At 69.8% G+C, this 23,241-nt stretch carries 16 protein-coding genes and 1 pseudogene; 4 read left to right on the top strand and 13 right to left on the bottom strand.

Annotated features, from left to right (window positions below; all coding sequences use genetic code 11):
• Positions 1 to 14: 14 nt before the first annotated feature.
• Together metH and IPJ17_20500 are read right to left on the bottom strand one after the other, a co-directional pair.
• A pseudogene (metH, locus tag IPJ17_20505) lies at positions 15 to 3,528 on the bottom strand (methionine synthase).
• Positions 3,529 to 4,068: 540 nt separating this feature from the next.
• Positions 4,069 to 5,031, bottom strand: a complete 963-nt coding sequence (locus IPJ17_20500) for a methylenetetrahydrofolate reductase (protein QQR73819.1) — start codon at positions 5,029 to 5,031, stop codon at positions 4,069 to 4,071.
• A 167-nt stretch (positions 5,032 to 5,198) separates the two neighbouring features.
• Between IPJ17_20500 and IPJ17_20495 the strand changes: the two genes are divergently transcribed.
• Positions 5,199 to 6,608, top strand: coding sequence for a sugar transferase (locus tag IPJ17_20495; GenBank protein ID QQR73818.1), 1,410 nt, complete (start codon positions 5,199 to 5,201; stop codon positions 6,606 to 6,608).
• 6 nt (positions 6,609 to 6,614) lie between these two features.
• Here the strand turns inward: IPJ17_20495 and IPJ17_20490 are convergent, their stop codons facing one another.
• Positions 6,615 to 8,288 carry an O-antigen ligase family protein gene (locus tag IPJ17_20490; protein ID QQR73817.1) on the bottom strand — a complete coding sequence of 558 codons (1,674 nt, stop codon included), beginning with the start codon at positions 8,286 to 8,288 and terminating at the stop codon, positions 6,615 to 6,617.
• A gap of 339 nt (positions 8,289 to 8,627) precedes the next feature.
• On the opposite strand from IPJ17_20490, the gene IPJ17_20485 reads away from it, so the two are divergent.
• Entirely contained in the window at positions 8,628 to 13,289 is a 4,662-nt protein-coding gene (locus IPJ17_20485) for a hypothetical protein (protein ID QQR73816.1), read from the top strand.
• 231 nt (positions 13,290 to 13,520) lie between these two features.
• Here IPJ17_20485 and IPJ17_20480 read toward each other — a convergent pair whose 3' ends face one another.
• From IPJ17_20480 to IPJ17_20465, 4 genes are read right to left on the bottom strand one after another with little or no spacing between them, the layout of a single operon-like run.
• Complete coding sequence (locus IPJ17_20480; GenBank protein QQR73815.1) at positions 13,521 to 14,603, bottom strand: radical SAM protein; 1,083 nt, start codon at positions 14,601 to 14,603, stop codon at positions 13,521 to 13,523.
• On the bottom strand, positions 14,600 to 14,932 hold the full coding sequence (locus IPJ17_20475; GenBank protein ID QQR73814.1) for a PqqD family protein: 333 nt from the start codon (positions 14,930 to 14,932) through the stop codon (positions 14,600 to 14,602). The genes IPJ17_20480 and IPJ17_20475 overlap by 4 nt, the downstream gene beginning before the upstream one ends.
• Positions 14,929 to 15,834, bottom strand: a complete 906-nt coding sequence (locus IPJ17_20470; GenBank protein ID QQR73813.1) for a hypothetical protein — start codon at positions 15,832 to 15,834, stop codon at positions 14,929 to 14,931. The genes IPJ17_20475 and IPJ17_20470 overlap by 4 nt, the downstream gene beginning before the upstream one ends.
• Complete coding sequence (locus tag IPJ17_20465; GenBank protein QQR73812.1) at positions 15,831 to 16,289, bottom strand: S24/S26 family peptidase; 459 nt, start codon at positions 16,287 to 16,289, stop codon at positions 15,831 to 15,833. The genes IPJ17_20470 and IPJ17_20465 overlap by 4 nt, the downstream gene beginning before the upstream one ends.
• Positions 16,290 to 16,394: 105 nt before the next feature.
• Between IPJ17_20465 and IPJ17_20460 the strand changes: the two genes are divergently transcribed.
• Both IPJ17_20460 and IPJ17_20455 read left to right on the top strand, forming a co-directional pair.
• Positions 16,395 to 17,171, top strand: coding sequence for an ABC transporter permease (locus IPJ17_20460; protein ID QQR73811.1), 777 nt, complete (start codon positions 16,395 to 16,397; stop codon positions 17,169 to 17,171).
• A gap of 4 nt (positions 17,172 to 17,175) precedes the next feature.
• On the top strand, positions 17,176 to 17,949 hold the full coding sequence (locus tag IPJ17_20455) for an ABC transporter ATP-binding protein (GenBank protein ID QQR73810.1): 774 nt from the start codon (positions 17,176 to 17,178) through the stop codon (positions 17,947 to 17,949).
• Positions 17,950 to 17,958: 9 nt separating this feature from the next.
• Here the strand turns inward: IPJ17_20455 and IPJ17_20450 are convergent, their stop codons facing one another.
• Genes IPJ17_20450 through IPJ17_20425 form a run of 6 tightly spaced genes read right to left on the bottom strand, consistent with a single transcriptional unit; the run spans position 17,959 to position 23,117 of the window.
• On the bottom strand, positions 17,959 to 18,456 hold the full coding sequence (locus IPJ17_20450; protein ID QQR73809.1) for a hydrogenase maturation protease: 498 nt from the start codon (positions 18,454 to 18,456) through the stop codon (positions 17,959 to 17,961).
• Positions 18,453 to 19,886 (bottom strand): Ni/Fe hydrogenase subunit alpha, encoded by a 1,434-nt coding sequence (locus IPJ17_20445; GenBank protein QQR73808.1) that lies wholly within the window; start codon positions 19,884 to 19,886, stop codon positions 18,453 to 18,455. The genes IPJ17_20450 and IPJ17_20445 overlap by 4 nt, the downstream gene beginning before the upstream one ends.
• Complete coding sequence (locus IPJ17_20440) at positions 19,870 to 20,655, bottom strand: oxidoreductase (GenBank protein ID QQR73807.1); 786 nt, start codon at positions 20,653 to 20,655, stop codon at positions 19,870 to 19,872. Before IPJ17_20440 ends, IPJ17_20445 begins: the two co-directional genes overlap by 17 nt.
• Positions 20,655 to 21,518 (bottom strand): FAD/NAD(P)-binding protein, encoded by an 864-nt coding sequence (locus IPJ17_20435; protein ID QQR73806.1) that lies wholly within the window; start codon positions 21,516 to 21,518, stop codon positions 20,655 to 20,657. The genes IPJ17_20440 and IPJ17_20435 overlap by 1 nt, the downstream gene beginning before the upstream one ends.
• Positions 21,493 to 21,969 (bottom strand): cyclic nucleotide-binding domain-containing protein, encoded by a 477-nt coding sequence (locus tag IPJ17_20430; protein ID QQR73805.1) that lies wholly within the window; start codon positions 21,967 to 21,969, stop codon positions 21,493 to 21,495. Before IPJ17_20430 ends, IPJ17_20435 begins: the two co-directional genes overlap by 26 nt.
• Positions 21,966 to 23,117 (bottom strand): 4Fe-4S dicluster domain-containing protein, encoded by a 1,152-nt coding sequence (locus IPJ17_20425; GenBank protein QQR73804.1) that lies wholly within the window; start codon positions 23,115 to 23,117, stop codon positions 21,966 to 21,968. The genes IPJ17_20430 and IPJ17_20425 overlap by 4 nt, the downstream gene beginning before the upstream one ends.
• Positions 23,118 to 23,241 lie beyond the last annotated feature (124 nt).

The raw sequence follows: 23,241 nt of genomic DNA, 5'->3' as shown, positions 1-23,241 counted from the left end.
TCACCCGGCAGCGCTCATGCCCCGAAGTACCGGGCCTCGGCGTGGTGGATCACCAGAGCCGACACGCTCGCCTCGGGCTCCATCATGTCGCCCTCGGTCAGCCGGACGCCGATCTCCTCCGGGGCGAGCGCGGCGAAGAGCTGGCGCTGGCCGGCGAGGTCGGGGCAGGCGGGGTAGCCGAAGCTGTAGCGCTTGCCGCGATAGCGCGCCTGGAGCCGGTCCTGGGTGCTGAGCTCGGGCGGGTCGGGGAATCCCCAGAGCGTGCGCAGGCGGCGATGCAGATGCTCCGCCGCGGCCTCGGCGGTTTCGAGCGCCAGGGCGGCGTAGGCGTGGCTGCGCAGGTACTCGCCGGAGCGTTTCCAGTCTTCGACCACGTCGCGCACACCGCCGCCCGCGGTCGTGACGAAGAGGGCGACATGGTCGTCGTCGAGCACGTAGTCGGCAAGACAGAGGCCGTCGGGTCCGGACTGCCGTGGGAACTCCCACGTCGCGGCGACGGTGCCGCTCGCCGGGTCGAAGAGCGTCAGCGTCTCGCCGGCAGCCCGCGCCGGGAAGAAGCGCCACACGGCTCGGGCCTGCATCGCGCCCGGTTTCGCGCCGCCGCGAGCGAACGCCTTGAGCTCGTCGACGAGTGCGGTCAGGCGCGAGAGCTTCTCGTCCCCCGCTTCGGCGAGTCGGCTCACCGCGCCGCGCAGGCCGAGGTGCTTGCCGTAGAGCATCTGCGGGTTGAGCTCGGCCCAGACCGCGTCGAGGTCGAGCGTCTCGACATGGCGCTCGAGATCCGGCGGAGCCGCCACGGCGAGATCGCGACGCACCGCAGACCGTCGCGGGCTCGTGGTGGGGAAGGCCGCCTCGGCGCGCTCCGGGGTCACCGCACGGTCCTCCTCGGAGAGCCTTGCCACCTCGCCTTCGAGCGCCTCGCGCCGCGACGGGTCGAGCAGCCGCTCGACCAGGGAAAGACCGTGCATCGCGTCCTTGGCGTAGGTGCAGAGGGCCCCGTACGCCGGCGCGATCTTCTGGTGGGTGAAGCGGCGGGTCAGGGCAGCGCCGCCGACGAGCAGCGGCACGTCGATGCCCTCGGCGCGCAGGTCGCCGGCGGTGACCACCATCTGCTGGGCGCTCTTGACCAGCAGGCCGGAGAGCCCGATCACGTCCGGAGCATGCTGGCGCGCTGCCTGGATGAGCTTTTCGGAAGGCACCTTGATGCCGAGGTTGATCACCTCGAAGCCGTTGTTCGACAGGACGATGTCGACGAGGTTCTTGCCGATGTCGTGGACGTCGCCCTTCACCGTGGCGAGGAGCACCTTGCCGCGCGTGGCGGAGCTCCCGGCGGTGCGTTCCATGTGCGGTTCGAGGAAGGAGACCGCGGCCTTCATCACCTCGGCCGACTGCAGCACCTCGGCGACGATCAACTGGTTGGCGTTGAACAGCCGGCCGACCTCGGCCATGCCGCTCATCAGCGGACCGTTGATGATGGCGAGCGGCGTCGGCCACGCCGGATCGGCGAGTGCGGCGGCGAGGTCCTGCTCCAGGCCGACCTTGCTCCCTTCGACGATCGCGCGCGCCAGGCGTTCGGCGAGCGGCAGCTCGGCGCGCGGCGCCGTCGCCGCCGCTTGGCGCCCGCGGAAGTGGGCGGTGAACTCGGCCACCGCCCCTTCGCCAGCGGCCTTGTCGCCGAGCCGGAGGAAGAGGAGTCGTTCGGCGAGCCGGCGCTCCTCGGCGGGGATCTCGGCGTAGCGCGCCAGGCGCTCGGTGTTGACGATCGCCGCGTCGAGCCCTGCCTGCGTGGCGTGGTACAGGAAGACGGAGTTCAGCACTTCGCGACCGGCGAGCGGCAGACCGAAGGAGACGTTCGAGACGCCGAGCACCGTGCGGACGAAGGGGAGCTCCGCCTTGATCGCGCGCACCGCCTCGATCGTCTCGGCCGCCGAGCCGAGGTACGCCTCGTCGCCGGTGCCGCAGGGGAAGACCAGGGCATCGAACCAGAGGTCTTCCGGAGCGAGCCCCATCTCTTCGACGAGGATCCGATAGCTGCGCCGAGCGACCTCGAGCTTGCGCTCGACGCTGACCGCCATCCCCTGCTCGTCGATCAGCCCGACGACGAGCGCCGCGCCGAAGCGCCGGGCGAGGGGCACGACGCGGTCGAAGCGTTCGCGGCCGTCTTCGAGGTTGACCGAGTTGAGCACCGACTTGCCCTGGCACCAGGCGAGCGCGCGCTCCATCACCCGGGCGTCGGTCGAGTCGATCATCAGCGGCGCCTTGACGACGCGCACCAGTCGCTCGAGGAAGCCGTCCATGTCGGCGAGCTCGTCGCGGTCCGGGTCCTGGAGGCAGAGGTCGAGCACCTGGGCGCCGGCCCGGACCTGGGCGCGTCCGACCTCGGCGGCGCCCTCGAAGTCGCGCGCGGCGACGAGCTCCTTGAAGCGCTTGCTGCCGAGCACGTTGGTGCGCTCGCCGACGAGCAGCGGCCGGACCTCCGGCGTGAGCTCGACCGCCTCGAGGCCGGAGACGAGAGCGCGCTGATGGTGCGGCACGGCGCGCGGCCGGCGTCCCGTCACCAGGGCGGCGAGCGCGGCGACGTGGCCGTCGTGCGTGCCGCAGCATCCGCCGACGAGATTGAGCCATCCCTCGTCGAGGAAGCGCGAGAAGACGGTGCGGAAGTGCTCGGGCCCTTCGCGGTACTTGCCCTCTTCGTCGGGCAGTCCGGCGTTCGGCACGCAGGCGACGCGCGTCCGGCAGAGCTCGGAGAGGGTGCGCAGCGGGTCGGCCATCAACTCGGGGCCGGTGGCACAGTTCAGCCCGACATAGAGCAGGTCGGCGTGGAGCAACGAAACGGCAAGGGCCTCGGCGTCCTGGCCGGCGAGCATCGTGCCGGTGGGCTCGATCGTCACCGAGACGGCGACCGGCAGGCGCCAGCCGGCCTCGTCGAAGGCCCGTTCGAGACCGAGGAGACCGGCCTTGATGTTGCGCGTGTCCTGGCAGGTCTCGAGCAACAGGTAGTCGGCTCCACCCTCCATCAGGCCCAGTGCCTGGATCCGGTAGTGCGTCGCGAGCTCCTCGAAGGTGACGCCGCCGGTCACCGAGATCGCCTTGGTCGTCGGCCCGAGGTCGCCACAGACGAAGCGCAACCGCCCCGGGGTGTCGTGGCGTGCGCAGGCCTCGCGGGCGAGGGCGGCGGCGCGTCGGTTGAGGGAAAAGGCGCGGTGGGCGAGACCGTACTCGGCGAGCACCAGAGGCGTCGAGCCGAAGGAGTTTGTCTCGACGATGTCGGCGCCGGCGCGCAGGTAGTGGGTGTGCAGGCCGAGCACGACGTCGGGGCGCACGGCGCAGAGGTTCTCGTTGCAGCCCTCGAGCTCCGGGGCCGCCGAAATCGGCTGCGGTCAGGTTGGCACCCTGGAGCGCCGTGCCCGTGCCGCCGTCGAGCACCAGGATCCGCTCCTCGAGCGTCGCGAGCAGCGCCTGGGTGCGCGCCTCGCGGTCGTCGGGGCAGCGGGGGATGGCGAAACCGTCCTGCTCGGGAATGCTCATGCCGGTCGTTCCTCTCGGGGCGGCCGTGAAGACACGAAGACCCGCCTCCAGTCGTGCATCGGAAGCGGGTCGTCGGGCACCCCGGACACTGGGTTGCCGCGCCGTTGCCGGTCGCGACCGCATCCTCCCTCGCGTCGTGTCGCTGCGAAGGAGAGGGCACCTTGGGGGTCCGTCCCAGGTTGCCGAGCCCGGCGCCGCCGCCGAGCCGCTCCGAATGCGTGCGAGAGCCTACGAGAGGGTCGAAGGGCTGTCAACGCTTCGGGTCCCCGTCGCGGTCGTGTCTTGCTCCTCGCCCGGGAGTCTGGGATGGATAGGTTCCGCATCTTCCCCCTCGTCACCCCGAGCGAGAGCGAGGGGCCCGGGTGGGCGGGCGGTGCGGCAGCGGGTCGACCACGGTGGAGGCTCCCTGCCCAGGTCCCTTCCGTAGGTCGGGACGACGAGGGGAGGAGGCGCGGATCGCCGCTTGTCGGAGTATCGAGGTGTTGCGGCGCCAACGCCGCCGGCTGCATCGGACGGAGGGAGCCGTGGGGACGGAGAGGCTCAGCCGCGCGGGCCGAGCGGGAGGCGGGCCATCACCTTCTTGATCGCCGCGCTGCTCTGCATGATGTAGAAGTGCACCGAGGGGACACCGCGCGCCAGCAGCTCCTCGGCCTGCCGCACCGTCCACTCGGCGCCGATGTCGAGCACGCGCTCGGGCGACGCGGCGTGGACCTCGTCGGCGAGGTCGCTCGGGATCTCGACGAAGAAGTTGCGCGGGATGTTCGAGAGCTGCGCCTTGTTGGTCAACACCTTGAGACCGGGGATGATCGGCACCGAGACACCGGCGGCGCGGCACTCGTCGACGAAGCGGAAATAGTGCCGGTTGTCGAAGAACATCTGGGTGACGATGTACTCGGCGCCGGCATCGACCTTGGCCTTGGTGAAGCGCACGTCGGCCTTGAGATTCGGGGCCTCGAAGTGCTTCTCGGGGTAGCCGCCGACGCCGACGCAGAAGCTCGTCGGGTGCGCGTCGAGCAGGTCTTCGGCGAGGTACTTGCCGCGGTTCATCCCGGCGATCTGCGAGACCAGGTCGACGGCGTAGCGGTTCACGCTGCGGCCGTGCTGGAGCGGTTTCTGGTAGCCGCTCTCGTCGCCGCGCACGGCGAGCACGTTGTCGATGCCGAGATAGTGCAGCTCGATGAGGAAGTCCTCGGTCTCTTCGCGCGTGAACCCCTGGCAGAGCACGTGCGGCACCGCGTCGATGCCGTACTTGTTCTGAATCAGTGCGCAGACACCGAGCGTGCCCGGCCGCTTGCGCTTGACGCGCCGCTGCAGCCCGGCCGGCGTCTCCTCGTAGAAGACCTCCGCCGCATGGCTGGTGATGTCGATGAACGGCGGCCGGTACGGCTGCAGGTCGTCGATCAGCGCGAGCAGACTCTGCACATTGCCGCCGCGCAGCGGCGGAATGATCTCGAAGCTGAGCAGCGGCTCGGTGGCGCGGGCGAGGTGGTCGGTGACCTTCACGATGAGGCTCGGGCGGGCGAGCGGAGGGGGTCGTTCCCGTGGCTGCCGCGCCGCGCGGAGCGTAACAAACGCGGCGAAGGCCTCCAAGCGCGAACGCCGCGGTGGCTCCGTCCACGCGCCCCGCGCGAGGCGGACGCCGGGGCACTCCGATAGAGTGAGCCTCATCCATGGGCAAGCCGCACGGTCATCGCTCCTGGCGCCCACTCGTGCTCGCCGGAGACCTGACGCTCGGCGCCGTCGCGCTGGTGGCGGCGTTCTGGCTCCGGATCCGCTTCCCCTTGCCCGGATCGGGATTGACGCTGCCGCCCGAACGCCTCGCGCTCCTCGCGATGATCTGGCCCCTGGCGCTCGCGGCGCAGACGCTGGCGCTCTATCTGGTCGGCTTCTACGATCCGCCGCGCCCGCTGCCGCGTCTCGAGCTCGCCCGCCGTCTCGGATTGGCGGCGCTCCTGCAGGCGCTCGGGCTGTCGACCCTGTTCTTCCTCGGCGGGGCAGTGTTCCCGCGCTCGGTCCTCCTGCTCGAGCTCGGCCTCGCCGGGGTGGCGCTCTACGGTTGGCGTTGGTTGATGCAGCGCACGCCGCATCTCGAGCTGCGTCGTGTGGCCATCGTCGGCTGCGGTCGCGCGGCGCGAGAGCTCGCCGAGGCGATCGATCGCCACCACTGGCATGGGCTGCGGGTGGTCGGGCACGTCGCCGCTCCGGGGGAGGCGGTCGACCGGGGGCCGTCGCGGGATGAACGGGCCGTCGAGCTCGGACCCGACCTCGGGTCGATCGAGGCGCTCGGCGCGATGCTCTCGCGCGGTGAGCTCGACGACCTGATCTTCGCCGCCGACCCGCTCGAGTGGCGAACCGAGTGGTTCGGCCGGTTGGCCTCGTTGCGCCCACCGCAAACCTCGATTCTCCTCCTGCCCGGACCGTTCGAGAGCCTGATCGGACGGATGCGCTACCGCTGGGTCCACGACCTGCCGCTGATCGAGGTGGTGCGCGACCGCGAATGGCCGGCACGCCAGCCGGTCAAGCGGGCGTTCGACCTGCTCGCGGGGGGCGTGCTGCTGCTGCTCGCCAGCCCGCTGCTCGGCCTCTGCATGCTGGCGGTGCGCTGGACCTCTCCGGGGCCTGTGCTCTATCGACAGCGCCGCGTCGGACAGGCGATGCGCCCGTTCGAGCTCTTCAAGCTGCGGACGATGCGCGAAGACGCCGAGCGCGAGAGCGGCGAGGTGCTGGCGCAGCCGGACGACCCGCGTCTCACGCCGGTCGGCGGGCTGCTGCGACGGATGCGGCTCGACGAGATCCCACAGCTCGTCAACGTCCTGCGCGGCGAGATGAGCCTGGTCGGTCCGCGTCCCGAGCGCCCGGGATTCGTCGAGCGCTACCTCGCGGAAGTCCCCGGCTACGTCGAGCGCTTCACCGTGCTGCCCGGGTTGACGGGCCTCGCGCAGGTCAACGGCGACTACCACTCGAGCGCCGGCAACAAGCTGCGCTACGACCTCGCCTACATCGCCAACTGGAGTCTCTGGCTCGACCTGTCGGTTCTCTTCCGCACCGCCAAGACCGTGCTGACCTCGCGCGGCGTCTGAGCGGCGTCAGTTCCCCGAGCCGACTTCGGCGGCGAGGTGCGGGGAGAGGCGCAACGCGACGGCGAGCTCGCGCCCCGCCTCGCTCTCGTGCCCGGCCATCTTGAGGGCGCGCGCCAGGTTGAGGTAGGTCTCGGGTCTCGGCTCGAGCGCCAGAGCCTCTCGATAGGCCGCCGCCGCCGACTCCGCGCGGCCGAGCAGGAGAAACTGGCTGCCGCGCGCGACGAGCACCCCGACCTCCGCCGGATCGCGTCGGCGCGCCTCGTCGAGCAGGACGAGATTCCCTTCGAGCACGGCCTTCCCGCGCGGCGATGTGGCGATGGAGAAGGCCTGCATCGTGCGCGCTTCGGCGGCGCGCAGGAGGCGATTGGCGAGGAAGCGATCGCGCGCCACGCCGAGCTGCAGGACGAGGGCGACGGTGAGGGCCGCCGCGACGGCCAGCCGGGCCGAGCGGGTCGGCTGCTCGTCGCCGGCGTCGCTCGAGGCCTGGTGCAGGAGCCAGGCAAGGAAGACGAGGATCGGGTAGCCAACGATCGCCACGCGGAAGGGGAAGTAGGCGAGGGAGAGCACCGCGATCGCCGCGACTCCGGCGACGGCGAGGGCGCGGTCGGGGCCCTGGCGCTTCTCCTTGACCGCACCGAAGACCTGCCCGAGGGCCCAGACGAGCGCCAGCAGCCCGGCAATGCCGGTCTCGGCGCCGACCTCGAGCAGCTCGTTGTGGGCGTTGGCGAAGACGACCTGTTGCTGCTCGGCGAAGAAGGTTACGCCCGCGTCGAGCAGCTCGAGCTTGACGGGGACGAAGGCGGCCGCGAAGGCGCCCTGGCCGACACCGAGAGCCGGATGCCTGCCGAGCATGCGAAGCGCCGCTCGCCAGCCGTCGAGCCGTCCGGTGAGGACGCGGTTGACGTCGCCGGCGGCAAGCGCTTGCGCCTTCTCGACGACACGCGAGCGCAGCGGCGCGACGAGGCCGACGGCGAGGATCGCCGCGACGACGAGACCCCCAAGCCCCAGCAGCAGGCGGCGCCGGGGCAACCGCATCGCCCAGATGGCGAAGCTGCCGGCACAGAGGGCGAGCAGCGCGGCGATCGTCTGACTGGCACCGATCGCATAGGCGAGGAGCGCGAGCTGGACGCCTCGCCGCCAGCGCTCGCGGTGGGAGGTGGTGGTGGCGAGTGCCGCCTGGGCCACCAGGGCCGGAAGGACCAGGGCGGCGCCGAGATCTCCCACGTTGCCGGCGAGCGACGTGGTCTCGAAGCGCGCGAGCATCGGTCCGGAGAAGCCGAAAGGACGAAAGATCCCGTGAAACTGCAGGATGCCGATCGTCGCGAGAAGCGAAGCGGGCAGGAGCGTCGCGTCGAGCAGCCGTCGCAGTCGCGCCGAGGTGAATCCGTTGCCCCAGCCGACGAGGGTCAGGAGAGCGACGGCGAGCCCCGGAGCGGCACGCAGGACGTGGGCGCGATGCGGCGAGGCGAGCGAGGCGAGAGTCGCCGCGAAGGCGAGCGGCAAGGCGGCGCGCAGAGCGGGCGAGTCGACGAGGCGCCGCGAGACGACGATCCGTCCGGCGAGGGCGAGCGCGACGAGCGAGGCGAGCGCGAGCGAAGCGGCGGCGATCGACTTCGGCAAGCGGAACGACTCGCGTCCTGCCGGATCGAGCACCAGGGCCACGGCCCAGAGACAACTCACCGCGAGGCCATACGCGATGGCCTCCCAGCGCTCGCTGGCCGAGCGTTGTGGAGCGATCACGGTCCTACGGTTGTGGGGACGAGGCATCGTGTCGATGAGGTGCTTCGCGGGCGATTCTACGAAAGGACGCGACTTCGTGCCGAGCGGCAACGCGATGGGGGTGAGTGGGATTGCCCCAAGGGGAGCCCCGGAACCCGAATTTCGCCGCGGGTTCTCGTCGACAGAAGCTTGAAGATCCAATAAGATAGCGGATCAAGTGATCTGCCTGTCGCGCTTGAACGGTCTCCCCGCATCGGGGTCGCGCTGCGCGGCACGTGTCAGCGAGTAGGAGCACTCACGATGGGCGTGCAATCGAAGCAACGACTCCTTGCCGGCCTGGGATGCCTCGGGTTGGCTCTGCTCGCGGCGATTCCGATCTCGGGCGCGACGACCGGGACGACGCAACTCCATATGCAGCAGGGCGCCGACGCGGGAACCCGCGTCGGGGACTACGTCTCCAATACCGCCGGACTGAATACCTACTACTCGCTCTTCATCGAAGTTCCACCGAGCCTTCCGCGGCTGGTTGTGGATATCTTCGACGCCGATTGGGGATTGGGCGGCACCGGTGAAGCGGCTTCGGGCCGCGATCGGGCGCGAACCACGACCTTCAATTCCTCGGCGACCTTCAGTCTTCTCAACCCGAGCGGCACCGCGCAGACCCTCAACTTCACGACCTCCGACAACGCCAACCCGGTGGGTGGCGACAACGCTTGGCTGAACCTCTTCGACACGAACAATATCTTCCCGACCTTCGTGGCCTCGACGGTCGCGACGGCCAACGAGCTCGCGACGTTGACCTTGACGATTCCGGCGGGCACCGCGGTCGGCGACGTGCTCGTCGCGGCGATTGCCCGTGACCTCGACGGGACGACGGGCACGGTCACGCAGCCCGGTGGCTGGACATTGCTCAACGAAGGGGACTGCCCGACGGCAACCTGCACCTTGGCGGTCTACTACCGGGTCCTGGCGGCTGTGCCCGGGTCGCAGACGTTCACCTGGACCGGCAACCAGAAGGCCGCGGGGGCGATGTTCACCTTCCGCGGCATCGACAACACCAACCCGATCGACGTCGCGGCCGCGACCTCCACCGGCACGACGGCGAACCCGGCCTCTCCCGCTGTGACGACGACGACATACGGCACGATGGTGCTGCGCCTCTTCGGCGCGGGACCGAGCCTGGCCTTCACGCCGCCCGCCGGTCCGACCGAGCAATGGGATGCCGGAGTTGCCGGTGGCGCTAACGACACGCAGGTGCGTGGCTACCTGGCCTACCAGACGCAGGGCGCGGCGGGATCGACCGGCACCCCGACCTTCACGGTGGCGACGACGCGCTGGCGCGCCCTGACCGTCGCCTTGCGCCGCGCCTCACCCGTCGTGGCCGGCCACTGGGAGTTGCGCATCGACTCGGGTGCTGGCGACGACATCAACGCGCTGGGAATTCGCGCCCACGACGGCGACTCGACCTCCGGCGGCACCGAGATCCCGGTCTATGCCGACTCGTTTTTCTCTTACGGCGTCAACGCGGAAGAGGGAGCATCCTCGAGTCGTGCGTACACGCAGTACCCCTGGTTTACCGAGGGATGCCGGATCGAGATCAACACGTTCGACTGGGACAGTGGATCGAGCGTTCCCGCGCCACTGACCAACACGGGTTCGGTCAGCTTGGTGAGTCGGACCGGAGCATTCAGCCAGACCGACCAGCCGCTCTCGGTCGACAACAGCTGGGACAACGTCCAGCTCAATGCCTTCACCACCAACGCCAACTCCACCGAGTACGGGATCTGGACCCAGACGACGACGATCAACGAGTACCTTCCCGACGGCAACTCGAACTACGGCGTGACCTACCTGGGCGACGACGGCTTGCCGAACCCGCCGCCGACCGCCCAGCCGGAAGCGGACGCCTTCCGTCTCTACCTGCCGACGGATGCCGGCTCGGCGCCGGTCAAGCCGTATCTCGAGCAGCAGTTGCGTTGGAGCTGCTTCGGCGTCACTCCGCCGTGGGGGCCGAATCCGCCCCAGATCGGGCAGACGAGCTGCTTCACTATCACGGTGCGACTGGTCAATCCGACGAGCCGGGCGATCACCTTCTCGACGCCGACGAACATCGTCACGGCGAACGTGCCGGGTAGCGGGGTCACCTATCGCGGCAATGCCCAGGTCAGCCAGGGAAGCGTGGTCAGCCAGCCAGCCGTCGGCGGCACCGGCAACGTGACCTGGAACCCCGGCTCGGTTGCCGCCGGGGCGACCGCCCTGCTGTCCTATGCGGTCAACGTCGCGCCTGTCGCCGCCGGGACCATCGTCACGACGGCGACCCACGCGTCGGGCACCGGCACGCGGGCGCGTTACGTCGACGAGACCGGCAACACGACGCAGGCGCGCGCCACCTACGAGCTCGGTCCGCTCTGTGAGCTCGCCGCGTCGACCACGGCGGCGACGCCGGCGGTCGTCTTCGGATTCCGCGCGGTGCCGACGAGCGAGGGCGTGTTGGCGAGTTGGGAGACCGCCTCCGAGGTGGGAACGGCCCGCTTCGAGCTGCAGCGTCTGGTCGCCGGCGGCAAGTCGTGGGTGCGTGTCGACGACGGCCGACTCGTCGCCGCCCCGCAGGTCTTCCAGGGAAGCGTCTATCGCACGGTGGATCGCGGCGCCGACCCGCGGTCGGTTCAGTCCTACCGGGTCGTCGAGCGCGACCTCTGGGGTGGCGAGCGGATTCACGGACCGTTCGTCGTCGATCCGAGTCGCGAAGCGTTCGAGCGGGAGAGTGACTTTGCCGCGGTGACACCGCGGCCGCTCGCCGGTCTCGCCGCCAAGGATTCGGTCGTGCCGAGCTCGACGCAACGGAGGCCGAAGGTCGATGCCGCGTCGGGGCTGAAGCTCGGCGTCGGCAAGGCCGGGATCACCCGGGTCGGTGCGACGGAGATCGCGAGCGGTCTCGGCCTCTCGCCGAGCGAGGTCGCCTCTCGCCTGCTCTCCAAGGGCTTCGCCCTGTCGCGCGGCGGTGCGCCGGTGGCCTGGCTGCCGGCGTCCGCAGGCGACGGACTCTTCTTCTACGGCGAACCGGCCGATAGCCCCTACACCGCCGAAGGTGTCTACCTGCTGCGACCCGGGACGGGCGTGAGCATGACGCTCGCCTCGGGCAAACCGCCGGCGATCCAGGCGATGCGATCGTTCACCGCGCATGCGCTCGCGGAGCAGGACCGGATTCCGGCCATGGTGCTCGCGACCGATCCCGAATCGGACTATTGGTTCTGGCAAGGGCTCTTCGCCAGCGACCCGGCCAATGACCACGGCTCGTTCGCCGTGTCGGCACCCGGCGCACTGCCGAGCTCTCCAGCCAATCTTCACCTCGCGCTGTTCGGTGCATCGACTCAAGGGAAGAACGATCACCGGGTGGCGGTGAGCCTCAATGGCGTGCCGCTCGGCGAGGTCGTCTTCTCCGGTCTCAGCCGCTACGAGACCGATCTTGCGGTGCCGGCTGGCGTCGTTCGTGCGGGGGACAACACCGTCGAGCTGTTGGCGACGCTCTCCCCGGGAGCGACGCAAAACGACCTGTTCGTCGATCGCTTCGAGCTCTTCTACACGCGCGACACGACGGCGAGCAACGGGACGCTCGAGGTGGCGACCACCGGTCGCCGCGCGGTCACCGTCGGCGGCTTCCCCGACTCGCGCCTCTGGGTCTTCGACCTCGCCGATCCGCTCGCACCTCGGCTCCTCAAGGAGGCCCAGATCTCCTTCTCCGGCGCCGACTACCTGGTGTCGTTCGGCTCGGGCAGCGAACCCGGACGGTACCTCGTCGCGTCGCAATCGGCCTGGCTGTCGCCGACCTGGATCCGTCCCGATGCGCCGTCGAGCCTCGCGACGTCGGACCGCGGCGCGGAGTACCTCGTCGTCACGGCGCACGATCTCGTGGCCTCGGCTGGGGCGCTTGCCGATCTGCGCGCGGCGGACGGCCTTTCGACGGCCGTCGTCGACATCGAGGACGTCTACGACGAGTTCAACGCCGGCTCGCCGTCGCCGCACGCGCTGCACGATTTCCTCGACTTCGCGCGTACCCACTGGAGCCCGGCTCCACGCTATGTCGTCCTGGCCGGCAACGGCGACTTCGACTACCGCGGCCTGCTCGGCTACGGCGGGAACCTCGTGCCGCCACTCCTCGTGGCGACGAGCTACGGCCTCTTCGCTTCGGATGCCGTGCTCGCCGATCTCGTCGGGAACGACGGGATCCCGGACGTGGCGATCGGACGGCTGCCGGTGCGCAACGCCAGCGAGCTCGATGCCGTCGTGGCGAAGCTCGCGGCGCAGCAGGCGTCACTCGCTCACCCGACCGGCAAGGCGCTCTTGGTCGCCGACGACTCCGAGGGCGGCTTCGACTTCAGCTCCGACCTGGCGCTGTTCCAGGGCTGGTTGCCGCGAGGATTCGCGCCGCAGCAGGTGACGCTGGCTCCCGGCGGGGTCGCCGCGGCGCGCACGCAGCTGTTCTCGGCGCTCGGTTCGGGTGCCGACCTGCTCGTCTACAGTGGGCATGGCGGCTTGGATCGCCTGGCCTCGGAAGGCCTGCTCACCACGAGTGACGTGACCACGCTCCCGGCGACCGGAGAGACGCCGCTGATGGTTGCCCTGACCTGCGTGCTGAACCGCTTCGAGCTGCCGATGCTCACGCCGCTCGGGGCCGCCCTGGTCGTTCGACCCGGGGCCGGCGCGGTCGCCGTCTGGTCGGCGACCGGGATCTCGACTCACCCGGCCGCGCCGCAGCTCGGCCGCTACTTCCTCGACGAGATGGGGCGCTCTCCAGGAGCCCGTCTCGGAGATTCGATGCTGGCCGCACAGGCCCGCTTTGCCGCAGCAGAGGGCGCCGAGCTGCTGACGCTCTACAACCTACTCGGGGATCCGGCGACTCGGCTGGCGGCCCCTCCACCCGCTCCACCTGCTGGAACGGAGCCCGTGGGAGATCGCGAGTGAAAGAGCTTCGAATGACGCGAGAAGGAAATCCTGGCGACACGGCGGCGCGGTCTTCCGACGGCACGGCGCGGCGCAGCTACGATTCGCCGCGGATCCTCTTCCGTGAGCCGCTCGAGACCTTGGCTGCGGTCTGTCAGCCGGCGCCGCCCTCCAAGGGTAGTCCTGGGGCCTGTCCGATCGGGCCAGTCTCGTCCTGAGGACTCTGGATCGGTGCCGGTGGTCGCCGGCACCTCAAGGCAGAATGCGCAGCGCCTTCGAGCGTCGTGCTGCGTGCAACTCGCCGAGCAGGGCCCGACGCTCTTCCATCGCCGGGTAGACCGCCAGCGGATCGCCGGTCACCGATTCGGCGGTTCCCGGGCAGAATCCGCCGAGGGCGAAGCCGGGGCCGCCCTGGGCGAGCCGCGTCGCCACCGCTGTCGACAGCTCGCGCACCTCGGCGAGGGCCTTCGAACCGGTCCAGATCTCCTGCAACGTCGACTCGTGCAGGTTGCCCGCCGGGCGTCGCCACTGGACGCAGGGGTACACGTTGCCGTAGGGGTCGATCGTCAGTCCCGACGAGCCGGCCCCGCAGTGCTTGCCTCCGCCGACGGCCGGAACGACACCGTCACCTTGCGGAGCAATCTCCACCGCCTCTCCCCCGACCGGATCGCCGGCCATCTGGAGCTCGTAGAGACGCCGCATCCCGGCGCGCGACGGGGCGATCGACAGCGGCTCCCGGCTGCCGTCGTCGCGCGGCGTCACCTCGGGATCGAAGGCGAGCGGCAGCCCGAGATCGCTGGCGAGTGCGTACATCTCGGCGATCTCGCCCTCGTTCCAGGCGGTGAGCGTCGCGTTCAGCTTGACCCGCAGGCCGAGGTGACGCATCTCGGCAAGGTTGGCGAGCAGGCGCTCGAAGCTGCCCGGGACACGCGTCTGGCGGTCGTGGGTGGCCGCACAGGCGCCGTGCAGCGAGGTCTCGACGAGGAATGGGTCGACTTCGTCGCGCAGTCGCCGGGCGAGCTCGCCACGCAGGGCGTGCCCGTTCGACTTGACCCGCACGACGAAGCCGAGCTCGCGGGCGGCGCGGCCGAGGCGCAGGAAGTCGGGATGCGCTAGCGGTTCACCGCCGGTGAGCACCAGGTTGAGAACCTGCAGCTCGGCGAGCTCTTCGAAGAGCTGCAGGTAGCGTTCGGTCGAGAGCGGGCGGCCGCGCAGCGCGACGTCGTTGTAACAGAAAAAGCAATCGAGATTGCAGCGGTAGGTCAGCTCCAGCATCACGGAGAGCAGATGATTGCCGCGCCAGGCGGCAAGGACCCGCTCGCTGAAACCGCTCACGGCGTGACGGCGACCGGCGCCGCCTCGGAGGCCAGGGGCTCGCTCGGCTCGACGATGCCGGCGGCGGCCAACTCGGCACCGAAGGCGAGCACTTCGTCGGTCAGGCGGGCAGGCTCGACTTCGTACTCGCTGACGAGCTGTTCGACGGCGCTCCGCAGCGAGGTGCGGCCGTCGAGCAGCGTCAGCACGCGGCTGCCGACGCCGTTCAAGCCGAGCACCTCGGCGCTGCCCTGGATGACGACGACGGCTTCGCCGTCGAGCAGGCGATAGCGGACATCGCGGCGCAGGCGCAGCACGCTGTCGAGGTCGAGCCGGGGCGGTGCGCTCACGAAATCAGCATATCCCAGGGGGCGCGCCCGAGCTCGAAGGCCAATGCCTCCGGACGAGCCGCTCGGGCGAGACGCTCGAGGTTGTCCCAGAGGGCCGTCGTGCGGAACGGGTCGACGTTCACCACCGGAGAACAGGCGGCGAGGGCGGCGACGCTGCGGGCGAAGGAGAGCGGCCGCCTGGCCGCCGGGCCCTTCTCGAGCGCGAAGATCCCGCCGAGCGGGAAGCGCGAGCGCGGCCGACAGTGCTGGCCGAAGTCGCCGGCGAAGGGGAGCGATTCGACGATCACGCCCTCGGGCGTGGGCCAGAGGAGATTGAGCTCGTCGGAGAGGACGTCGTGACCCTCGACGGCCGAGAGGGCGGAGAAGGTCGTCTTGCCCGCGCCGGAATGGCCGAAGAACACGTAGGCCTTTCCGCCCGCGAGGATACCGGCACTGTGCAGCAGGACGCCGCCCGCCGCGAGCAGACGATAGGCGGTCAACACGCGTAGCAGATTCTCGAAGGCGCCGAGGAAGTGCGGGGCGTCACCGGAAGAGGTCCAGAGCGCCGCGCCGCCGAGCGGCAGAGGCGAGAGGCGTCCCATCAGGTCGAGCCCGGCGAGTCGCAAGCCGTCCGCGGAGAAATCGAAGTCGAGCTGGTACTCCCAGCCGGCCGTCTCGATCTTCCGGAAGTCGGACGCGGCGACGCGGAAGACGTCGATGTCGGTCGCCTGGGACCCGACCGGGTCGCCGACGAGCGGTGCGAAACGCGCGGTCACCGCTGCGGCGAGCTCGGCCGAGAGGCCGGCGACGACGTAGGGCCCGCCGGCAATGTCGAGCGACAACCGCTGATCGCCCCAACGCTCGCCGCTGGCGCGCAGCGGGAAGAGATCGGGGTACTGGAGGAACCGCTCGCCGAAGCTCACCGATCGCCTCCGGCGAGCAGGCGGGAAGCGCACCACTTCACCCACAAGGCGCTGGCGCGCAACCGGTCGGCGAGCGGGACCGCGATGGCGCGCGGTGGCGCCTCGCCACCGCAGACCCGGCCGAGGACCCGATCGGCGTCGATCACGGCGTCCCGCCGCGAAGCGTTGTCGGCCTGGCTCAGCAACAGCAGCCGCCCCTTCCAGGCGTAGCCGAGGAAGCGGTGCACGAAGAGTCCGTCGCCGGCGGCGAAGGCGATCAGGTCGCCGGGGAAGTAGACGCGGCGGGCGCGAACCTCGATTCGCATTCCGTCGGTCAGCAGCGGCGCCATGCAACTGCCGACGACGCGCGCCGAGAGCGGCGCCTCGAAGGCGAGCGCGCGCAGCGGTTCGAGCCGCCGGAGCGCCGCATGGCGGCCTGGCGGCGAGGGTGGGCGCGGTGTCGTTGGTGGGTTCATGGGCGAGGCATGCGGAGCTCTCACAGTCTATTCGCTGGCCGCGGGGACGGCGAGAGGCGCGACACTGCGGAGCAGGCCGGCGGCGGGATACAATGCCGGCGCCTTATGCGACCGCGACTGCTGGGAGTGCTCGACTATCGCGACCTGGTCGTCGAGCTGGTCAAACGCGAGCTCAAGGTGCGCTATCGCCGTTCGGCGATGGGTTTCGTCTGGACGATGCTGCAGCCGCTGATGATGATGGCGGTGCTGCACATCGCCTTCTCCACCGCCTTTCGCTTCAACGTCGCCAACTATCCGGTCTACGTCCTCTCCGGGGTGCTCTTCTGGAACTTCTTCTCCCAGGGGATCGTCACCTCGATGAACAGCCTGCGTGGCAACGCGGGGCTGATCCAGAAGCTCCCGGTGCCGATCGCCGTCTTCCCCCTCGCCACCGTGATCGCCGGACTGGTGAATCTGGTGTTCGCCCTCGTCCCCTTGCTCGGTGTGCTCGTGGTGACCGGGCACCCGCTGCACGCCTCGCTCCTTTTCCTGCCGGTCGCCATCCTCATCGCGGGAGTCTTCACCCTCGGAGCGGGGTTGCTCCTCGCGCCGCTCTCGGTGTTCTTCTACGACGTCGTCGAGATGGTCGGCGTGGTGATGACCGCGCTCATGTTCCTCACGCCGGTCATGTACCCGATGCAGATCGTGCCCGAGAAGTGGCGCTGGGTGGTGCGCTACAACCCCGTGCGGTCGATCCTCGAGATCTTCCGCGACCCGCTCTTCTACGGCAAGGTCCCGCCGATCGAGCACATCACCGTCGCGGTTGGCGTCTCGCTGATCGCCTTCGTCGTCGGCGTGCTCGCCTTCCGTCGCGCCCGTCACCGGATCAACTACTTCGTTTGACCCGATGAGCTCCCCCGCAATTCGTCTGGACGGCGTTTCGGTCTGCTACCGCCTGGCGCGGCAGCGGATCCCCTCGCTCAAGGAGTATGCGATCCACTGGATGCGCGGTGCGCTCAAGTACGAGCCGCTGTGGGCACTGCGCGACGTCTCCTTCGAGGTGGAGGCCGGCGATGCCGTGGGGGTGGTCGGGAGGAACGGCGCGGGGAAGAGCACGCTGCTCAAGGTCATCTCGCGAGTTCTCGAGCCGACCTCCGGACATGCCGAGACGCGCGGCGCGGTGTCTCCGATCCTCGAGCTCGGCAGCGGCTTCGACCGCGAGCTGACCGGCTTCGAGAACATCTTCCTCAACGCCCTGCTGCTCGGCCGGCGGCGCCGGGAGATCGTCGAGCGACTGGATGCGATCGTCGATTTCGCCGAGATCGGCGACTTCATCCATTCGCCGCTGCGCAACTTCTCGAGCGGCATGATGGCGCGGCTGGGGTTCGCCATCGCCACCGCCTGGCGTCCCGACGTGCTGGTGCTCGACGAGGTCTTCGCCGTGGGCGACGCCGGCTTTGCCAAGAAATGCGAGGCTCGCATGGCCGAGCTGCGGGCCTCCGGCACCACCTTCCTGCTGGTCTCCCACGCCCCCGAGTTCGTGGCCCGCAACTGCACGCGTGCCATCTGGATCGACAAGGGCATGGTGCGGGGCGACGGGGCGACCGACGAGGTACTCGCCGCCTACACCGCCGCCGCGATCCAGGGCACGGCACCGGCTCCGCCGGTCGTTCCCGCCTGAACGAAACCGCTACTCGTCGAGCACCGCGAGCGTGAGCTCGGCGGCGCGATGGCATGCTCGTTCGACCGCCGGGCTGAGTCCTGACCCTTGCCCGAAGACCGCGCCCTCGACGGCGACGACCGTGATCCGCGGCAAGGTCTGCCGGAGACGGGCCGCGAGCGCCAGAGCCTCGGCAAGGCCGAGCCCGTGACTCGACAGGCCGGCGAGCTCGGCGGGGAGCGGTCCGTCGGCAAGATCGTGGCGGTGCAGGGTGCCGGCAGGTGCGCCGGAGCTCGCCGCGTCGATCGCCACCAGCCGCGGAGCGACGGCGAGAGCGTCGAGCACCTCGGCGAGCTCCCCTCGTGCCCGGCGGAGGACGACGCCGGCGGGCAGGCGGCCGGCAGGCGAGCGATCGAGCAGGTCGGCGACGAAAAGTCCGGCGCCGTCGTCCTGGCGCCACTCGTTGCCGAGGGCCAGGACGACGGCGCGCGGTGCAGCGGTGGGGGAGCGAGAGGAGGAGGCAGTCACTCCCGCGCGATCCGCAGCTTCAGGAAGTGCGTGGCGCACGAGATGCAGGGATCGTAGTTGCGGATCGCCTGCTCGAGCACCCAGGTGAGCTTCTCGTCGGAGAGGTCGAGGTGGGCCTCGGCGAAAGCGACGAGGTCGGCCTCGATCTGCTTCTGGTTCTGCGAGGTCGGCGGCACGATCTTGGCTTCGAGGATGTCGCCCTTCGCGTCGATCTTGTAGCGGTGGAAGCAGATGCCACGCGGCGCCTCGGTGCAGCCGTAGCCGACGCCCTCTCGCGGTTCGACGGGGACGAACGAGGTCTCCGGTTCCTCGTAGGCGGCGATGATGCGCAGCGCCTCCTCGCAGGCGAAGGCCAGCTCGACGGCGCGCACCGCGATGCTCTTGAACGGATTGCGTTCGACCTGGCCGAGTCCGGCGAGCGCGGCGGCTTCGCGGGCCGCCGGGCCGAGCCGGTCGAAGTTCAGGTTGTATCGGGCGAGTGGGCCGACGTGGTAGGGCCCCTTGCCGGAGTGCACTCCCTGCAGGGCGTTGGAGTGCGCGACGTGCTCCTCGGCGAAGTGCTTTTCGTAGTCCTCGAGCGGAATGTCGAGACCGCGGCTGGTGGCGAGACGCCCCTCGTTGAGCGGGTATTCGTCAGGATGGCGGAGCGCCATGAACTCGTAGTCCATGGTGAACTCCGGGAACGGCAGGGTCGAGGTGAGCTTCGCCGTGGCGAGCGAGAGCTCGAGCGCCCGCTCGAGCCGCGGCACCATGGCGGTGAGCTCCGTACGGGACGGCGCACGGTAGAAGCCGCCCACCCGGACGTTGACCGGGTGCACGGAGCGACCGCCGACGACGTCCATCAGGTCGTTGCCGACCTTCTTGAGCTCGAGCCCCTGCTGCACCAGTTCGACATGATCGGCGGCCATGTGGATGGCGCTCTGGTAGCCGAGGAAGTCGGGTGCGTGCAGCAGGTAGACGTGGAGCGCGTGGCTTTCGATCCATTCGCCGCAGTAGATGAGCCGGCGCAGGGCGCGCAACTGACCGCCGACGGTCACGCCGCAGATCTGCTCCATCGCATGGCAGGAGCTCATCTGGTAGGCGATCGGGCAGATGCCGCAGATGCGAGCGGTGATGTCCGGCGCTTCGGTGAACTTGCGACCGCGCAGGAACGCCTCGAAGAAGCGGGGCGGCTCGTAGATGCGTAGCCTCGCCTCGGTGACCTTGTCACCGCGCACGCGGAGGTCGAGGGCTCCCTCGCCCTCCACCCGCGCCAGGGCTTCGACAGTGATCTTCCGCGACTTCTTGGGTGGCGCCGCCTTCGGGCTCGCCTTGGCCTGCTGCTTGACCGGAGCCTTGGCGACGGTCGCGGGCTTGGCCGCCACGGCGGGTTTGGCGGTGCGACCGCTGCCCTTGCGGGCTTCGGGGGTGGACTTACGGGTGGCGCTCATGAGCTTCGCTTTCCTGGCGGAACGGTTCGGAGAAGGCGTTGAAGCCGCGGAAGACCCGCACGATGTCGCGCTCCTCGGTCCCCATCGCCAGCCAGCGTTCGGCGATCGAGCCGGTGTTTGGGGTTTCCTTGGGCCCGAAGCAGCCGTAGCAGCCGCGGTGGAAGGAGGGGCAGAGGGCGCCGCAGCCGGCCTGGGTTACCGGTCCGAGGCAGGGTGTGTCGTGGCCGACCATGACGCAAACGGTGCCGCGCCGCTTGCATTCCATGCAGACGCTGTGCGGCGGCGTGTTGGGTTTGCGGCCGTGCAGGTAGGCGCTCACCACCTCGAGCAACTGCGACTTGCTGATCGGGCAGCCGCGCAACTCGTAGTCGACCCGGACGTGGTCGGCGATCGGCGTCGACTTGCCGAGCGTGTCGATGTACGAAGGGTTGGCGTAGACCGCGGTGATGAACTGCTTGACGTTCTTGAAATTGCGCAGGGCCTGGATGCCGCCGGCGGTGGCGCAGGCGCCGATGGTGACGAGGAACTTCGACATCCGGCGCACCTTGTGGATGCGTTCGGCGTCGTGGGGCGTGGTGATCGAGCCTTCGACGAGGGAGAGGTCGTAGGGTCCTTCGACGACTTCGCGGGAGGCCTCGAGGAAGTTGGCGACGTGGACGGCGCCGACGACGTCGAGCAGCTCCTCCTCGCAGTTGAGCAGCGAGAGCTGGCAGCCGTCGCAAGAAGCGAACTTCCAGACGGCGAGCTTGGGACGCTTGTCCTTGGCCATCAGACCTCCCAGAGCCCGAACAGCGTCTCGACGCGTGGATAGGCGAAGACCGGTCCGTCCTTGCAGACGAAGTCGGACCCGAACTGACAGTGGCCGCAGAAGCCGACGGCGCACTTCATGTTGCGTTCGAGCGAGACGAAGACCTGTTCGTCGGGCACGCCGCGGCCGAGCAGCTCGCGGACGGCGAAGCGGATCATGATCTCCGGGCCGCAGGTCATCGCGATCGTGTCGGGCGGATAGAAACCGGCGCGCCGGACGAGCTGGGTGACGACGCCGACCTGTCCCTGCCAGTCGGTCGACGCGCGGTCGAGCGTCACCTGGACTTCGATGTCGAGCCGGCTGCGCCAGCGCTCGAGCTCCTTCTTGAAGAGCATGTCCTGGGTGCTGCGGGCGCCGTAGAGGATGGTGATGCGACCGTACTGGGCGCGGTTGGCGAGCAGGTGGTAGATCGCCGGCCGCAGCGGCGCGAGGCCGATGCCTCCGGCTACCAGGACCACGTCGCGCCCGCGGGCCTCGGCCATCGGCCAGGCGGTGCCGAACGGGCCGCGGATTCCCACCGTGGCGCCGGTGCGGAGAGCGCAGAGACCGCGGGTCACCGTGCCGACGGCGCGCAGCGTATGGACCAGGCTGGTCGGTCGGGCGGGATCGCCGCTGATCGAGATCGGCACCTCGCCGCTGCCGAAGAGGTAGAGCATGTTGAACTGGCCCGGTTGGAAAACCAGCGGCGGGCTGGCGAGCGGCCGCATCTCGAGCGTGGCGGTGTCGTAGGTCTCCGAGCGCACCCCCTCGACCCGGTAGGGCACCGGGAGCATCGGGTCAGCGGCCGGAGCGAGTCGTTCAGCGACTGGCGGGTTGGTCTGCATAGAGGTCGAGCAGTTGCAGTTGGGTGGCCTCGAGCCGGTCGACGATGAGGCGAGCGAACCGCTTCATCAACTCGTGGCCGAGTGCCGGGTTGTCCTCGGTCTTGCGTCGGAGGCAAGCGCCGTCGAAGGAGACGGCGCGGACGAGGTCGGTGGCCTTGGCGTCGAAGTGCCAGCGGTACGGCGGGAAGAGCCAGGACCAGCCGACGATGTCGCCCTGACTGAACGTGGCGACGGTCAGGGACCCCTTGCCCGGGGCGTAGACCTGGATCGCCACCTGGCCGTAGCGCAGCAGGAAGAAGTGGTTGGCTTCGCCGCCGTCGTGGAAGAGGTACTCGCCGGCGTCGAACTTCACGTTCTCGGCGCAGCCGGCGATGAACTTGATGTCGGCGTCCGGCAGCCCGGCGAAGACGGCGTGCTCGGCGAGCAGGGTGTCGATGCCCTTCTGGCTCATGCGCTTTCTCCTCCCAGCGCCCGCGGCCGCCGCTTGGCGTCGGCCGTCTGGAGCGCGCGCGCTTCCTCGGTGATGTCGATCGCTGCCGGACACCAGGTGATGCACCGTCCGCACCCGACGCAGCCGGAGGTGCCGAACTGGTCGAACCAGGTTCCGAGCTTGTGGACGAGCCACTGGCGGTAGCGCGACTCCGGGCTGAAGCGGACCGCGCCGCCGTGGAGATAGGAGAAATCGGTGGTGAAGCAGGAATCCCAGCGCCGCCAGCGTTCAGCGGTGGCGCCGGCCAGATCGGTCGTGTCCTCGACGTTGGCGCAGAAGCAGGTCGGGCAGACCATCGTGCAGTTGGCGCAGGAGAGGCAGCGCTTGGCCACCTCCGCCCAGCGCGGGCTCTCGTAGCTGCGTTCGAGAACCTCCTTGAGTCCGTCGGTGGCGAGCGACCGGCCCATCCGCTCGGACGCCCGCGACACCTCGTCTTCGGCACGCGCGCAGAGCTCGGCGCTCGCTTCGGCGGGCGAGAGCTCGGCGAGCAGCTCGGCGCCGCGGTCGCTGCCGGGCTCGGCGAGATAGGTCGGCTCCCGGCCGTCGGAAAGCAGTTCGGTCAGCGCGATGTCGAAACCGCCGCCGGCTCGGGGACCGGTGCCCATCGAGGCGCAGAAGCAGGAGCCCTTCGGCTCCGTGCAGTGGACCGCGACGACGAAGAGGCCTTCCCGGTTGCCGCGGTAGGTGGGTTCGACGAACGGGCCGCCGAGGAAGACGCGGTCCTGCCGCGCGATCGCCGCGATCTCACAAGGGCGGACGCCGAAGAAGGCGAAACGCCGCGGCGTGCGCTCCTCGCCCTCGAAGACCGTTCCGCGGTCGCCGCGGTCACTGCGCTTGGCGCGCCAGAGCCGCAGTGCCGGCGGATGCAGGAAGCGCTTCCAGGAGTGCGGCCCGACGACGTAGCCGAAGAGCGCGCGGTTGGAGCCGTGAGCGAGTCGATACCGGCCGGCGCTCTGCTCGTCGGTCCAGCCTTCGGGCAGGTCGCGAGTCGACTCGATCTCGTCATAGACGACGGCGCGATCGCGGACCGTGGGTCCCACCACGGCGTATCCGCGCTGGCGCAAGAGAGTCAGAAGGGTGTCGAGGTCGGAGCGGGAGAGCTGGAACATGGCTCTCCAAGGGTACGCTCCCAGCGAAATGACAGGCCCACCCTCGAGGGTGGCAGCCGCATGCCCGGGTGGGGAGGGGGTGGTGTCGAAAAAAACAACGGCCCGGGACTTCCGGGCCGTTGTC

It is taken from the genome of Holophagales bacterium (assembly GCA_016699405.1).
Taxonomy (GTDB): Bacteria; Acidobacteriota; Thermoanaerobaculia; order Multivoradales; family JAGPDF01; genus JAAYLR01.
This window is presented reverse-complemented; position numbering and strand designations above follow the sequence as displayed.

Excerpts from the sequence above, each read along its gene's own strand:
- IPJ17_20495 (QQR73818.1), top strand. The coding sequence starts at position 5,199 with ATGGGCAAGCCGCACGGTCATCGCTCCTGGCGCCCACTCGTGCTCGCC.
- IPJ17_20485 (QQR73816.1), top strand. The coding sequence starts at position 8,628 with ATGGGCGTGCAATCGAAGCAACGACTCCTTGCCGGCCTGGGATGCCTC.
- IPJ17_20465 (QQR73812.1), bottom strand. The coding sequence starts at position 16,289 with ATGAACCCACCAACGACACCGCGCCCACCCTCGCCGCCAGGCCGCCAT.
- IPJ17_20460 (QQR73811.1), top strand. The coding sequence starts at position 16,395 with ATGCGACCGCGACTGCTGGGAGTGCTCGACTATCGCGACCTGGTCGTC.
- IPJ17_20455 (QQR73810.1), top strand. The coding sequence starts at position 17,176 with ATGAGCTCCCCCGCAATTCGTCTGGACGGCGTTTCGGTCTGCTACCGC.
- IPJ17_20445 (QQR73808.1), bottom strand. The coding sequence starts at position 19,886 with ATGAGCGCCACCCGTAAGTCCACCCCCGAAGCCCGCAAGGGCAGCGGT.
- IPJ17_20440 (QQR73807.1), bottom strand. The coding sequence starts at position 20,655 with ATGGCCAAGGACAAGCGTCCCAAGCTCGCCGTCTGGAAGTTCGCTTCT.
- IPJ17_20435 (QQR73806.1), bottom strand. The coding sequence starts at position 21,518 with ATGCAGACCAACCCGCCAGTCGCTGAACGACTCGCTCCGGCCGCTGAC.
- IPJ17_20430 (QQR73805.1), bottom strand. The coding sequence starts at position 21,969 with ATGAGCCAGAAGGGCATCGACACCCTGCTCGCCGAGCACGCCGTCTTC.
- IPJ17_20425 (QQR73804.1), bottom strand. The coding sequence starts at position 23,117 with ATGTTCCAGCTCTCCCGCTCCGACCTCGACACCCTTCTGACTCTCTTG.